Origin of the sequence: Faunimonas pinastri (genome assembly GCF_900110915.1) — a bacterium.
GTDB classification, from domain to species: domain Bacteria; phylum Pseudomonadota; class Alphaproteobacteria; order Rhizobiales; family Afifellaceae; genus Faunimonas; species Faunimonas pinastri.
This window is the reverse complement of sequence record NZ_FOFG01000007.1, coordinates 97,591-110,062: the sequence shown is the minus strand read 5'-3', so window position 1 is coordinate 110,062 and position 12,472 is coordinate 97,591. Positions and strand designations below refer to the sequence as shown.

Below are 12,472 nucleotides of genomic sequence, written 5' to 3'. Positions count from 1 at the left end.
CATGCTGGCGGAATTTTCCGCCCTCCTGCAGGTGCTCTTCATCGACATCGTCCTGGCCGGCGACAATGCCGTCGCCGTCGGCATGGCGGCCGCCGGGGTGGATTCCTCGATCCGGCGCAAGGTCATCCTGTGGGGGATTGCCGGCGCCGTCGTCCTCCGCATCCTGCTGGCCGTGGTTGCCGTGAAGCTCCTCGACATCGTCGGGCTGACGCTCGCGGGCGGGCTTCTGCTGCTCTTCGTCTGCTGGAGCATGTACCGGGAAATCCGGGCGGGGAGCGGCGCATCGGCGGACGCGCAGGCGGACGCCGACGCCCAGGCGGGGCGAAAGACGTTCGGCCGCGCGCTCCTCCAGATCATCCTCGCCGATGTTTCCATGTCGCTCGACAATGTCCTCGCCGTAGCCGGAGCCGCGCGGGAGCACGTCGAGGTCCTCGTCGTAGGATTGCTGATCTCCGTGGCCCTGATGGGCACGGCGGCAACCCTGATCGCCCGGCTCCTCCAGCGCTTCCGCTTCATCGCCTGGATCGGGCTGGCGATCATCCTTTTCGTCGCGCTTGAGATGATCTGGCGCGGCAGCCACGAAGTCGCGACGCAGATGGCTCTTTTCGGCGGAGGCTAAGCCAGTCTCCAGCCGCAGCGTCGGACACGGTTCCGGATGGCCTTTTCGCCACCTGAACCCGACCGCCCCGGGGCGCGGTGAATGCCGCGCCTCATGGCCATGTCTCGAACCGGCAGCATGGCTGATCTGCACGAAACCGAACGCTTGCGGATTTCGCGGCCCGGAAGATCAAAAAACCATCGGCCCCACAGCGGAAACGCGGTAGCGGGGCAGCCGCCGCATCCTTAATCCTTTCCCGAAAGAAGCGTCGGCCAGAAGAAGGGCCGGCCAAGAACGTTACAAAACGCATATCGGGGGAGGGAAGCATGAAGCCCGATCTGGAGGTGGTTCAGCTCAGCCCGGGCGAGTCCTTCAAGGCCTGGTCGCATGGCTATCCCTTTCGCACGGTGCGCTGGCATTTCCATCCGGAATACGAGATTCACCTCGTGGTGGAGACGTCGGGCCGCTATTTCGTCGGCGACTTCATCGGCGATTTCGAGCCCGGCAATTTGCTGATGACCGGGCCCAACCTGCCGCACAACTGGGTGAGCAACGTGCCGGAGGGCACGACCATCGAGCGGCGCGGGCTGATCCTCCAGTTTCCCGAAGCCTTCATCCAGACGTGCATGGCGGCGTTTCCCGAACTCGCCTGCTTCGAAGGCATGCTGGAGCGCAGCCGGCGCGGGCTGCTCTTTTCCCCCGCGACGGCCGAGATCGTGAAGCCGTGGCTGGCGGAACTGATCGACGCGCAGGGACCGAGGCGGATCGCGCTGTTCATGGGCATCCTCGATGCGCTGCTGCATGGCCCACGCCCCGCGACCCTGGTCGGCTGCGGCTACCAGCCCGATCCCTCCGCCTATCTGTCGGCCCCGATCAACCGGGTTCTCGACCACCTCTCCCGCCACCTGACCGAGCGGGAAAGCATGGCCGACCTTGCCGGCATCGCGGGCCAGAGCCCCAGCGCCTTCTGCCGCTCGTTCCGACGCCACACGGGGATGACGCCGGTGCAGTACGTCAACCGGCTCAGGATCAATCTCGCCTGCCAGCTCCTGATGAGCGAGCCGGACCAGGCGGTGACGGACATCTGCTTCGACGTCGGCTTCAACAACCTTTCCAATTTCAATCACCAGTTCCTGGTGCTGAAGGGCATGCCCCCGTCGCGTTTCCGCGCCTTGCATGCCGCCCAGGCGCCCCAGCAGAGCGCGGCCTGAACAGCTCCGCCAGAAGAGGAGGAGACGGCCGGGCCGCCCGCCCCGGAAATGCCCGAGGAAGACCCGGACGCACAAAGCGCCGGCCGACAAAGAACCAACCAACGATAAACACGAGGAAACCTCACATGATGGGTTCGCTTCTCAAGGCCGCTTCGGCCACCACGTTCGCCTTAGCCTGCATGGGCGGCGCCGCCGTCGCGCAGGACGCTCCCCTGAAGATCGGCATGACCTTCCAGGAGATGAACAATCCCTATTTCGTCAGCATGCAGAAGGCGCTCGACGACGCGGCCAAGTCCATCGGCGCGACCGTCGTCGTTACCGACGCCCGCCACGATGTGTCCAAGCAGATCTCCGACGTGGAGGACATGATCCAGCAGGGCATCAAGATCCTGATCGTCAACCCGACCGATTCCGTCGGCATCGGCCAGGCCGTGCAGGCGGCCGATGACGCCGGCATCGTCGTGGTGGCGGTCGACGCCAACGCGTCCGGCCCGGTCGACAGCTTCGTCGGCTCCAAGAACCGCGACGCTGGCTACCAGTCCTGCAAGTATCTGGCGCAGGCGCTCGGCGGCCAGGGCGAGGTCGCGATCCTCGACGGCATTCCGGTCGTGCCGATCCTGCAGCGCGTGGAAGGCTGCAAGGCGGCGCTCGGAGAAGCGTCCGGCATCAAGCTGGTGGACGTGCAGAACGGCAAGCAGGAGCGCGATACCGCCCTTTCCGTCACCGAGAACATGATCCAGGCGCACCCGAACCTGAAAGGCATCTTCTCCGTCAACGACGGCGGCGCGATGGGCGTCATGTCCGCCATCGACGCCAGCGGCAAGGATATCAAGCTCACCTCCGTGGACGGCGCGCCCGAGGCGGTCAACGCCATCAAGGGCGGCGGTTCCTTCATCGAGACCACGGCCCAGTTCCCGCGCGACCAGATCCGCATCGGTCTCGGCATGGCGCTCGCGAAGTTCTGGGGGGCCAACGTGCCGAAGGAAGTGCCGATCGACGTGAAGGTCGTCGACAAGAAGAACGCCGCCGGCTTCAGCTGGTAACCGGCCCCTCGCCCTTCCCCGTCGCCCTGCCCCGCGCCCGGCCTCGCGCCATCGGGGCGCGGGGCTTCATCGGAGGGACGCACCCATGGCCAGCCTTCTCCAGGTCGAGAACATCTCAAAGAGTTTCGTCGGCATCCGGGCTCTGTCCGAGGTCGGCCTGTCGGTGGAAGCCGGCGAGATCCATGCGCTGCTCGGAGAGAACGGCGCCGGAAAGTCCACGCTGATGAAGATCCTCTGCGGGGTCTACCAGCCGGATTCCGGCCTCATCGCCATCGACGGCGTCGAACATCACTTCGCCGGCTACAAGGATGCCGTCCACGCCGGCATCGGCATCGTCTTCCAGGAATTCAGCCTGATCCCGCATCTGAACGCGGTCGAGAACATCTTTCTCGGGCGCGAAAAGCGGAACGCGCTGGGCCTGATGCAGCGGGGCCTCATGCGCGGCGAGGCGGAAGCCATCCTGCAACGGCTCGGCGTCGCGATCCCGCTGCACATGCCGGTGGCGTCGCTCAGCGTCGCCCAGCAGCAGTTCATCGAAATCGCCAAGGCGCTGGCGCTGAACGCGCGCATCCTGATCCTCGACGAGCCCACGGCGACGCTGACCCCCTCGGAAGCGGAGCACCTCTTCACCATCATGCGCGAGCTGAAGCGCCAGGGCGTCGCGATGATCTTCATCTCCCACCATCTGGAGGAGATCTTCCAGGTCTGCGACCGCATCACCGTCTTCCGCGACGGCCGGCGGATCGGCGACCGCGACGTTGCCGCGACGAATGTCGACGAACTCGTCGAGATGATGGTGGGCCGCCGAATCGAGAAGAGCTTTCCGCCCAAGCCAGAGGTCGGGACAAGCCACGAGATCGTGCTCGACGTGCAGGAACTGCAACTGGACAAGCGCAGCCCGGTCAACAGCTTCCAGCTTCGCAAGGGGGAGATCCTGGGCTTTGCCGGTCTCGTCGGCTCCGGCCGCACCGAGACGGCGCTGGCGGTGATCGGCTACGAGCCGGCGGTCCGCAAGACGATGCAGGTGCGCGGCAAGCCCGCTTCCATCCGCGATCCGAGCGAGGCGCTCGCCAACGGCATCGGCATCCTGCCGGAAAGCCGCAAGACGGAAGGCCTGATCACACCCTTCAACGTCCGCAGCAACATCACGCTCAACAACCTCGCCAAGTATCGCCGCTGGGGCATGCTGGTGGACCGCGGGCGCGAGCGGCAGGGCGCGTTGGACGCCATGCGGCGCGTGCGCGTCAAGGCCAACAGCACCGAAACCGTCGTGGAAACGCTGTCCGGCGGCAACCAGCAGAAGGTCGTCATCGCCCGCTGGCTCGACCACCACGCCGATATCCTTATCTTCGACGAGCCCACCCGCGGCATCGATGTCGGCGCCAAGGCCGAGATCTACCAGATCATGCGCGACCTCACCGCAAAGGGGCTCTCCATCGTGATGATCTCCTCCGAACTGCCGGAGGTGGTCGGCATGTGCGACCGCGTCGCCGTGTTCAGGCAGGGCCGCATCGTCGGCACGCTGGAAAGCCCGCAGATCACCCCCGAAAACGTCATGCGTCTCGCGACGGCAGGTGAATCCCATGAGCAGCAATAATCTCGACGTCGCCCGCCCGGCAGACCCTTCGCCGCTGCCGTCCGGTTCGGCTTCGGTCGGCTCGGCTTCGGTCGGCAACCCCTTCCAGACTTTCCGCCATTCGCCGATCTTCTTCCCGCTGATCGGGCTGGTGGCGGTGATCGTCATCATGATCTTCGCCAGCGGGAGCTTCTTCTCCGTGGCGAACCTCACCAACGTGATGCGGCAGGTTTCCATCAACGCCATCGTCGCGGTCGGCATGACCTTCGTGATCCTGACCGGCGGCATCGACCTTTCCGTCGGCGCGGTGATGGCGCTGGCCGGCACGATCGCGGCCGGCATGATGGTGCACGGCTTCGAACCCGTGCTGGCGCTCGTGGTCGGCCTGGGCGTGGGCTTCGGCTTCGGCCTCTTCAACGGCCTGCTCGTCGCCTATGCGCGAATGCCGCCGATCATCGTGACGCTCGCCACCATGGGCGTCGCCCGTGGCCTGGCGCTGATGTATTCCGGCGGCTATCCGATCAGCGGCCTGCCGAAATGGATGCGCTTCTTCGGCAACGGCGCGGTCTGGGGCGTGCAGACGCCGATCATCATCACGCTCGTCGTCTATCTCGTCGCCTGGGTGGTGCTGGAGCGCGCGCCCTTCGGCCGCTACGTCTACGCCATCGGCGGCAACGAGACGGCGACGCGCCTGTCCGGCATCAAGGTCGGCCGGGCCAAGCTGATCGTCTATGCCGTCAGCGGCCTCACCGCCGCGATCGCCGCGATCGTGCTGACCTCCCGCCTGATGAGCGGCCAGCCCAATGCCGGCATCGGCTTCGAGCTCGACGCCATCGCCGCCGTGGTGCTGGGCGGCACCGCCATCGCCGGCGGACGCGGCTCCGTCATCGGCACGCTGATCGGCGCACTGCTCCTCGGCGTCCTCAATAACGGGCTGAACATGATGGGCCTCGACCCATACGTCCAGAACGTCATCAAGGGCGGCATCATCCTGCTCGCCATCTTTATCGGCCGCGAACGGCGCGCCTGACCCCTCCTCCATTCTCTCGCTTCGGAGACGTTTCCATGAACTCGAACACCACCATGAATGCCGTGGTCTGCCACGGCCCCAGGGATTACCGGCTGGAGCGGATCGCCCGGCCGGATGCCGGTCCCAACGAGCTGCTGGTGCGCGTCGGCGCGTGCGGCATCTGCGCGTCCGACCGCAAGTGCTGGTCCGGCGCGGGCATGTTCTGGAACGATCCGTGGGTGAAGGCCCCGGTCGTCGCCGGGCACGAATTCTTCGGCTTCGTGGAGGAAATGGGACCCGGCGCGGCCGAGCATTTCGGCGTGGCGGAAGGCGACATGGTGATCGCCGAGCAGATCGTGCCCTGCGAGAAGTGCCGCTATTGCCGCTCCGGCTCCTACTGGATGTGCGAGAAGCACGACATCTTCGGCTTCCAGCGGCTGAGCGCCGACGGCGGGCTGGCCGAGTACATGCGCTTCCCGGCCAACGCCCGCGTCCACAAGATCCCGGCCGAGATGCCGCTGGAGGACGCCGCGATCGTCGAGCCGCTCGCCTGCGCGATCCACACCGTCAATCGCGGCGACGTGCAGCTGGACGACGTTGTCGTCATCGCCGGCGCCGGCCCGCTCGGCCTGATGATGGCGCAGGTCGCCCACCTCAAGACGCCGAAGAAGTTGATCGTGATCGATCCGGTCGACGAGCGGCTGGCACTGGCGCGCGGCTTCGGTGCAGACGTCACCATCAACCCGAAGACGCAGGACGCGGTGGCCCTCGTGAAGGAGATGACCGACGGCTATGGCTGCGATGTCTACATCGAGGCGACCGGCGCGCCGATCGGCGTGACGCAGGGCCTGCAGATGATCCGCAAGCTCGGACGCTTCGTGGAGTTTTCCGTCTTCGGCCACGAGACCAGCGCGGACTGGTCGATCATCGGCGACCGCAAGGAACTCGACGTGCGCGGCGCCCATCTCGGCCCCTATTGCTATCCCGTCGCCATCGATCTCCTCAGCCGAAAGCTCGTGACATCGAAGGGCATCGTCACCCATCATTACGACCTCAACGACTGGGACGAGGCGCTGGAAGTCTCCGCCCGGCCGGACGCGGTGAAGGTGCTGGTCATCCCGCACGCGCGCCAGGCGGCCGAATAGACTTCGAGTAAGAGAGAGCCCCGGCCAATGCGCCGGGGCTCCATGTATCGAGGGGATGGAGTTCGGGATGAGTTTGAAAGGCAAGTCGGTTCTAGTCAGCGGCGCCGGCAAGGGGATCGGCCGCACGACGGCCGTGCTGTTGGCGGGCAAGGGCGCTGAAATCGTGGCGCTGACGCGCTCGGCGGAGGACCTCCAGTCGTTGAAGGAGGAAATCGGCTGCCGCACATTGGTCGTTGATCTTGCCGATCCCGCCGCGGCGCTGGCGGCGGCCGAGGAAGCCATGCCGGTCGACTATCTCGTCAACTGCGCGGGCACGACGATCCTGGAATCCTTCCTGGACACCAGCGTGGAGAGTTTCGACTTCCTCCATGCCGTGAACACCCGCGCGGCGCTGATCCTGTCGCAGGCCTATGCCCGCGACCGCCTAGCCAAGGGGCTGGGCGGCGCGATCGTCAACGTTTCCAGCCTGTCCTCGTCCTTCGGCTTTGCCGACCACACCGCCTATTGCGCCAGCAAGGGCGCGCTGGACGCCATGACGCGGGTGATGGCGAACGAACTCGGCCGGAAGGGCATCCGCGTCAATGCGGTCAATCCAACGGTGACGCTGACGCCGATGGCGGTGAAGGCCTGGAGCGACCCGGCCAAGAGCGGTCCTCTCCTTTCCCGCATTCCGCTCGGCCGCTTCATCGAGCCGGCGGAAGTGGGCGAGGTCATCGCCTTTCTCCTCAGCGACGCCGCTTCCATGGTCAACGGCGTCGCGCTCCCGGTGGATGGCGGCTTCTCCGTCAACTGACCACCGATTGCAGATTGCCGGGCAGGACGCGCGAAAACGCGGCGGTGACGTGCTATAGCTCGCAGAATGTCGGATATGACCAAGCAGGGCGATGCATCGGCTCGATGATCTGGACCGCAAGCTGATCGAGGTGCTGCGCGTCGACGGGCGCGCGGCGATCTCCAAGCTCGCGGATATTCTGGGCGTGACGCGGGGCACCGTGCAGGCGCGGCTGGAGCGCCTGCTCGACAGCGGCGCGGTGCTGGGCTTCACCGTCCGCGTGCGGCAGGACAATGACGAGGGCGCGATCCGCGCGGTGATGATGATCGAGGTAGCGGGCAAGTCCACGACCGCGATCATCAAGAAGCTGCGCGGCATGCCCGAGCTTCACTCGCTGCACACGACCAATGGCGCCTGGGATCTGGTGGCGGAACTGCGCGCCTCCTCGCTGCAGGATTTCGACCGCGTGCTGCGCGAGGTCCGCATGATCGACGGCATCCTGAACAGCGAAACCAGCATCCTGCTGAGTTCCGTCTAAGACGCGAGAAGCCTGAGAGCCTAGCCGCCCGGCGCCGACATGTGGCGGCCGAGGGCTGGCTTTCCGCCGCGATCGATCTGGAAATCGTGGCCGGCCGGCTTGGCCCGGATGCCGGCGTCGATCGCCCGGTTGAGCGCCTTGTCGCCTTCCGAGCCGCGCAGTGCCGCCTTGAGGTCCATCCGGTCTTCATGCCCGAGGCAGGTGTAAAGCGTGCCCGTCGCGCTGACCCGGACGCGGTTGCAGGTTTCGCAGAAGGTATGCGTCATCGGCGTGATGAAGCCGATGCGGCCGCCGGTTTCCGCGACGCGGCATAGCGGGCCGGGCCACCCGTGCGCTCGGCCGTGTCGGTCAGCGTCCAGCGCATCTCGATCGCGCGGCGGAGCTCCGTCAACGGCAGATACTGGTCGGTGCGGTCCGCGCCAATATCGCCGAGCGGCAGGGTCTCGAAAAGGGTGAGATCCATGCCCTGCCCGTGCGTGAAGGCGACGAGATCGTGGAGCTCGCTTTCGGTGATGCCCTTCAGCGCGACGGCGTTGATCTTGACCCGCAGCCCCGCTTCCCGAGGGGCTGCACATGGTGGAGTTAGCGCCGGAGGAACTGCCGCTCCTGTGCGCGATCCCGGCGAAAAAGCGGGCCGAACTCCTGGCCAATGCCATCCAGCACAGCGTCGCCGCCGGCACCGTGCTCTTCGAGCAGGGTGAGATCCCGAATTTCCAGCTCGTCGTGCTGGCCGGGTCGATCCAGCTTCTCGGCCAGTCTTCGGAGAGGCGCGAGGTGCTGATCGAGGCGGTGAGGGGGCCGGACCTGATCATCCCGGCCGCGGTGGTAAGCGGCGCGCCCTACCTGATGCAGGCGCGCGCGCCGGAGCCCGCGCGTCTATTGCTGATCCATGCGGGCGTGTTTCGCGAGTCGGTGGCGAGCCGGCGCTGGCGCAGGCGGTGACCGGCAGCCTCGCCCAGCAGTTTCGCCGCATGGTGCGGCAGATCAAGAACCTGAAGCTGCGCTCGTCGACCCAGCGCGTCGGCTGCTACCTGCTGGCGCTGGCGGAACGGCAGGGCACGCCGGACAGGGTCGCCCTGCCCTATGAGAAGACGCTGATCGCATGGGAACTGGGCGTGACGCGCGAATCCTTTTTTCCCGCGCCCTGTCGAAGCTGGAAAGCACGGCATCAACGTGGCGGGACAGACGATCCTGATCAACGATGTGGAGAAGCTGGCCGCGGAATGCGCGCCCGATCCGCTGATCGACGCGAGGGACCTCGGCGACTTCCAGCGGTTGAGCCCGGGACGGAGCTGCGGGCCGCTCCGGCTGCCGCTCAGCCGGAGGCGAAGGACGAGCCGCCGGCGATCTGCGCCAGCCTGTCGGGCGCCACGATCATGATGCGCTCGCGACCGGTGCAGACGATGCCCTGCTTCTGCCACTCGCCCAGCGTTCGGCTCACCGTGAAATAGGTGGCCCCGGCAAGCTCGCCGACATCCTTGCGGGTGATCGGGAAATCGAGCCGCACGCCTTGCTCGCAGACCTCCCCGACGCGGGAGGACAGCCTGAGGAGCACGCCGGCGATGCGCTGCTCCACGTCCTTGTGCAGCATGTCGACCACGCGGTCGGCCATCTCCTGCGCCCTGGCGCCGACCTCGCGCAGCACATTGGCCGCGATGGAGGGAAACTGGTTCATCAGGTCGCGCAGCTGCGGCGCCGGCCAGGACAGGACCACCGTGTCCTGGCTGGCAACCGCGCTGGCGGGAAACGGAAACTGCTGGACCACCGCCAGGCAGCCAATCAGCTCGCCCGGCCCCATGATGTGCAAGGTGGTCTGCGCGCCGCCGGCGCTGATCTGCACGACCTTCACGAGGCCGGTGCAGACCTGAAACAGATGGGTCGGCAGGTCGCCTTGATGAAACAGGTGCGCGTTCGCCGCGAAGGTCCGTTGCACGGATCGCGCCGACAGGGCTTTCAGAGCCTCGGGGCCGAGGCCGGCCAGAAGCGTCCCCTCCGTCCGGACGGGGGTCATCGGCTGATCCATGATCTGTCTCTGCAGCATCAACCGGCGCCCATGTCCGTTCTTGCGGACTTATCGAGACGGCGCGGTAGATTTCGCTGCGGTTGCGCGGCTTTCGCCATGACAAGCGACCGCCGCGAGCACTCCTCAACTTGCAGGCCTAGGACTTTGTAGAGCGCCCGCATTGATCTCCATCAAAAAACGAGGTGCGACCTTCCGTCATTCCTGTCGAAACGCCTCTTTGCTCGAAAGCAAAGAGACCCGATCAATCCCGCGTAAAGTCTCCGTGAACGCATCGTGGAGATGTGCACGGTGATAATTCGATTTAAGCGAGTGCTGGTCTGGCTCGCTCTTTCAGCAGCTCCGCTCGCGGGGGCCCAGGCGCAACAGCCGGAGGCCGCTCCCGACACGATGGAGGCGCGCGTCCAGGCCTGTACGCCATGTCATGGCGCCAACGGCCAGGGAACCAGCGACCCGTACTTCCCCCGGCTGGCGGGAAAGCCTTCGGGCTACCTCAACAATCAGCTGCTGGCCTTCCGGAACGGGCGGCGGCACTACCCGCCGATGAACTATCTTCTGGAGTTCCTGCCGCCGGACTATCTGAAGAACATGGCCGATTACTTCGCGGCCCAGCATCCGCCGCTGCCGGCCCCCGCCGTCGTGGATGCAAGCCCGGAGGTGATGGAGCGCGGCAGGACGCTGGTGACGCAGGGCGACTATGCCCACGAGATCCCGGCCTGCTCCAGCTGCCACGGTCCGTCGCTGACCGGCATGGAGCCCGGCATTCCCGGCCTGCTCGGCCTGCGAGCGTCCTATATCAGCGCGCAGCTCGGCGCCTGGCGCTACGGCACGCGCACGGCCATCGCGCCGGACTGCATGCAGATCGTCGCCGGCCATCTGACCGAAGACGACGTGAGGGCCATCGCCGCCTACCTGTCGGCGCAACCCGCCCCCAAGGAATCCTCGCCCGCCGCGCAGGGCAGCTACGCGCTGCCTTTCGCCTGCGGCAGCGAGCCCACCCGATGAGGAGAGGACGCTTGAAACCTTCGCACCTCTTCAAGAAAGTCTTGTCCGGCCTGGCGCTGGCGCTGGCGCTGGCAGCTTCCACGGCGGCGCTCGCCCAAAATCCGGCACAAACGTCGGGGGCCACACCGACGCAGGCCCAGAGCCAGCCGCCGGCGCCAACCCAGCCAGCCGCGCCGGCCCAGACGCGCGTCGGCGTCGGCGGGGATCTCGTCGCCAAGGGCGAGTATCTCGCCCGCGCCGGCGATTGCGTCGCCTGCCACACCACCCCGGAAGGCAAGCTCTTCTCCGGCGGACGCGCCATGCCGACGCCGTTCGGCACGCTTTATACGTCCAACATCACGCCGGATCCGGAAACCGGGATCGGCAAGTGGACGGCGGACGATTTCTACAAGACCATGCACGAGGGCCGCTTCCCCGATGGCGGCCTGCTGTATCCGGCGATGCCCTTCACGTCCTATACCAAGGTCACGCGTGAAGACAGCGATGCGATCTTCGCCTATCTCCGGACGATCCCGCCGGTTCGCCAGGCCGACCGGCCGCACGACTTGCAGTTCCCTTACAACAACCGCTCGCTGATCCTCGGCTGGCGCACGCTGTTCTTCAGCGAGGGCACCTTCAGGCCCGATCCGAAGCAGTCGGACGAGTGGAACCGCGGTGCTTACCTCGTCGAGGGCCTCGGCCATTGCGGCATGTGCCACACGGCGATCAACGCGCTCGGCGGCAGCTCGGAATCGAAGGCCTTCCAGGGCGGCCTCATCCCGATGCAGAACTGGTACGCCCCCTCGCTCACCTCCAACAAGGAGGCCGGCCTCGGCGACTGGAGCATCAAGGACATCGCCGACCTGCTGAAAAGCGGCGTCTCGCATCGCGGCGTGGTCTACGGGCCGATGGCCGAGGTGGTCTACAACAGCCTGCAGTACCTGTCCGACGAGGATACCCGCGCCATGGCCGTGTACCTCAAGAGCCTGGCGCAGGGCACGCCGCCGGAGCCGGCCGCCTCGCCGCTGCCGACCACCGAAAGCAGCCTGCTGCTGTCGCTCGGCAAGACGGTCTACGACCGCCAGTGCGCCAGCTGCCACGGCGCCGAGGGCAAGGGCATGCCCCCGCATTATCCGCCGCTGGCCGGCAACCAGTCGATCCAGATGGGCTCGGCCGTGAACCCGATCCGCATGGTGCTGAACGGCGGCTATCCGCCGGGCACGTCGGGCAATCCGCATCCCTATGGCATGCCGCCCTTCGCGCAGTCGCTCTCCGACAACGAGATCGCCGCCGTCGTCACCTACATCCGCACGTCCTGGGGCAATCGCGGCGCACCCGTGTCCGCCGCCGACGCCAACGCCCTTCGCTCCGCCCCGCTCGACTGAGGCCTCGATGCTCAATTCAGCTCCTTCCGTCGCCACCACTCCGTCCGACGACGAGGCCGTCGACCGCATCGTGGAGGCCGGACCTCGCGGCGCCCTCGTGCTGGCCGGCATCGCCACCGCGATCGTCGTCCTGATCTGGTTCGCCTTCTATCTCTTCGTATTCGTGCCCCGCGGAGCTGCCCTGTGAGTTC

Annotated in this window: 13 protein-coding genes and 1 pseudogene; 12 read left to right on the top strand and 2 right to left on the bottom strand. The window is 66.6% G+C overall.

The annotated features are described in order from the left end of the window. Window position 1: 1 nt before the first annotated feature. From BMY25_RS10945 to BMY25_RS10910, 8 genes are all read left to right on the top strand, one after another. Window positions 2-619 (top strand): YjbE family putative metal transport protein, encoded by a 618-nt coding sequence (locus tag BMY25_RS10945; RefSeq protein ID WP_092496677.1) that lies wholly within the window; start codon window positions 2-4, stop codon window positions 617-619. 305 nt (window positions 620-924) lie between these two features. Continuing rightward, window positions 925-1,809 (top strand): AraC family transcriptional regulator, encoded by an 885-nt coding sequence (locus BMY25_RS10940; protein WP_092496676.1) that lies wholly within the window; start codon window positions 925-927, stop codon window positions 1,807-1,809. A gap of 125 nt (window positions 1,810-1,934) precedes the next feature. Further along, a complete protein-coding gene (locus BMY25_RS10935; protein ID WP_092496675.1) occupies window positions 1,935-2,852 on the top strand; it encodes an ABC transporter substrate-binding protein in 918 nt (305 codons plus the stop codon). Between the two features lie 85 nt (window positions 2,853-2,937). Continuing rightward, on the top strand, window positions 2,938-4,449 hold the full coding sequence (locus BMY25_RS10930) for a sugar ABC transporter ATP-binding protein (RefSeq protein WP_092496674.1): 1,512 nt from the start codon (window positions 2,938-2,940) through the stop codon (window positions 4,447-4,449). After that, window positions 4,436-5,458 (top strand): ABC transporter permease, encoded by a 1,023-nt coding sequence (locus BMY25_RS10925; protein WP_092496673.1) that lies wholly within the window; start codon window positions 4,436-4,438, stop codon window positions 5,456-5,458. The genes BMY25_RS10930 and BMY25_RS10925 overlap by 14 nt, the downstream gene beginning before the upstream one ends. Before the next feature lie 35 nt (window positions 5,459-5,493). Next, on the top strand, window positions 5,494-6,582 hold the full coding sequence (locus BMY25_RS10920; RefSeq protein WP_092496672.1) for an alcohol dehydrogenase catalytic domain-containing protein: 1,089 nt from the start codon (window positions 5,494-5,496) through the stop codon (window positions 6,580-6,582). 67 nt (window positions 6,583-6,649) lie between these two features. Then, on the top strand, window positions 6,650-7,375 hold the full coding sequence (locus BMY25_RS10915) for an SDR family oxidoreductase (RefSeq protein ID WP_092496775.1): 726 nt from the start codon (window positions 6,650-6,652) through the stop codon (window positions 7,373-7,375). Window positions 7,376-7,466: 91 nt separating this feature from the next. Then, window positions 7,467-7,892: an Lrp/AsnC family transcriptional regulator gene (locus tag BMY25_RS10910; RefSeq protein WP_092496671.1), complete on the top strand. Its 426-nt coding sequence runs from the start codon at window positions 7,467-7,469 to the stop codon at window positions 7,890-7,892. 20 nt (window positions 7,893-7,912) lie between these two features. Here the strand turns inward: BMY25_RS10910 and BMY25_RS10905 are convergent. Beyond that, window positions 7,913-8,460, bottom strand: a pseudogene (locus tag BMY25_RS10905) (GTP 3',8-cyclase MoaA family protein); the annotation flags it as partial. Window positions 8,461-8,465: 5 nt separating this feature from the next. On the opposite strand from BMY25_RS10905, the gene BMY25_RS21155 reads away from it, so the two are divergent. Then, window positions 8,466-8,834, top strand: coding sequence for a cyclic nucleotide-binding domain-containing protein (locus BMY25_RS21155; protein ID WP_238858282.1), 369 nt, complete (start codon window positions 8,466-8,468; stop codon window positions 8,832-8,834). 373 nt (window positions 8,835-9,207) lie between these two features. On the opposite strand, the gene BMY25_RS10895 is transcribed toward BMY25_RS21155, so the two are convergent. After that, the gene (locus tag BMY25_RS10895; protein WP_238858281.1) at window positions 9,208-9,933 is read right to left on the bottom strand and encodes a Crp/Fnr family transcriptional regulator; all 726 of its coding nucleotides are present in this window, start codon (window positions 9,931-9,933) and stop codon (window positions 9,208-9,210) included. A gap of 369 nt (window positions 9,934-10,302) precedes the next feature. Here BMY25_RS10895 and BMY25_RS10890 point away from each other — a divergent pair, with 369 nt between their 5' ends. From BMY25_RS10890 to BMY25_RS10880, 3 genes are read left to right on the top strand one after another with little or no spacing between them, the layout of a single operon-like run. Next, complete coding sequence (locus BMY25_RS10890) at window positions 10,303-10,917, top strand: c-type cytochrome (RefSeq protein ID WP_428976962.1); 615 nt, start codon at window positions 10,303-10,305, stop codon at window positions 10,915-10,917. 11 nt (window positions 10,918-10,928) lie between these two features. Then, window positions 10,929-12,281: a c-type cytochrome gene (locus BMY25_RS10885; RefSeq protein WP_238858280.1), complete on the top strand. Its 1,353-nt coding sequence runs from the start codon at window positions 10,929-10,931 to the stop codon at window positions 12,279-12,281. Between the two features lie 7 nt (window positions 12,282-12,288). Beyond that, the gene (locus BMY25_RS10880) at window positions 12,289-12,468 is read left to right on the top strand and encodes a hypothetical protein (RefSeq protein WP_092496668.1); all 180 of its coding nucleotides are present in this window, start codon (window positions 12,289-12,291) and stop codon (window positions 12,466-12,468) included. The last annotated feature ends 4 nt before the right edge of the window (window positions 12,469-12,472 follow it).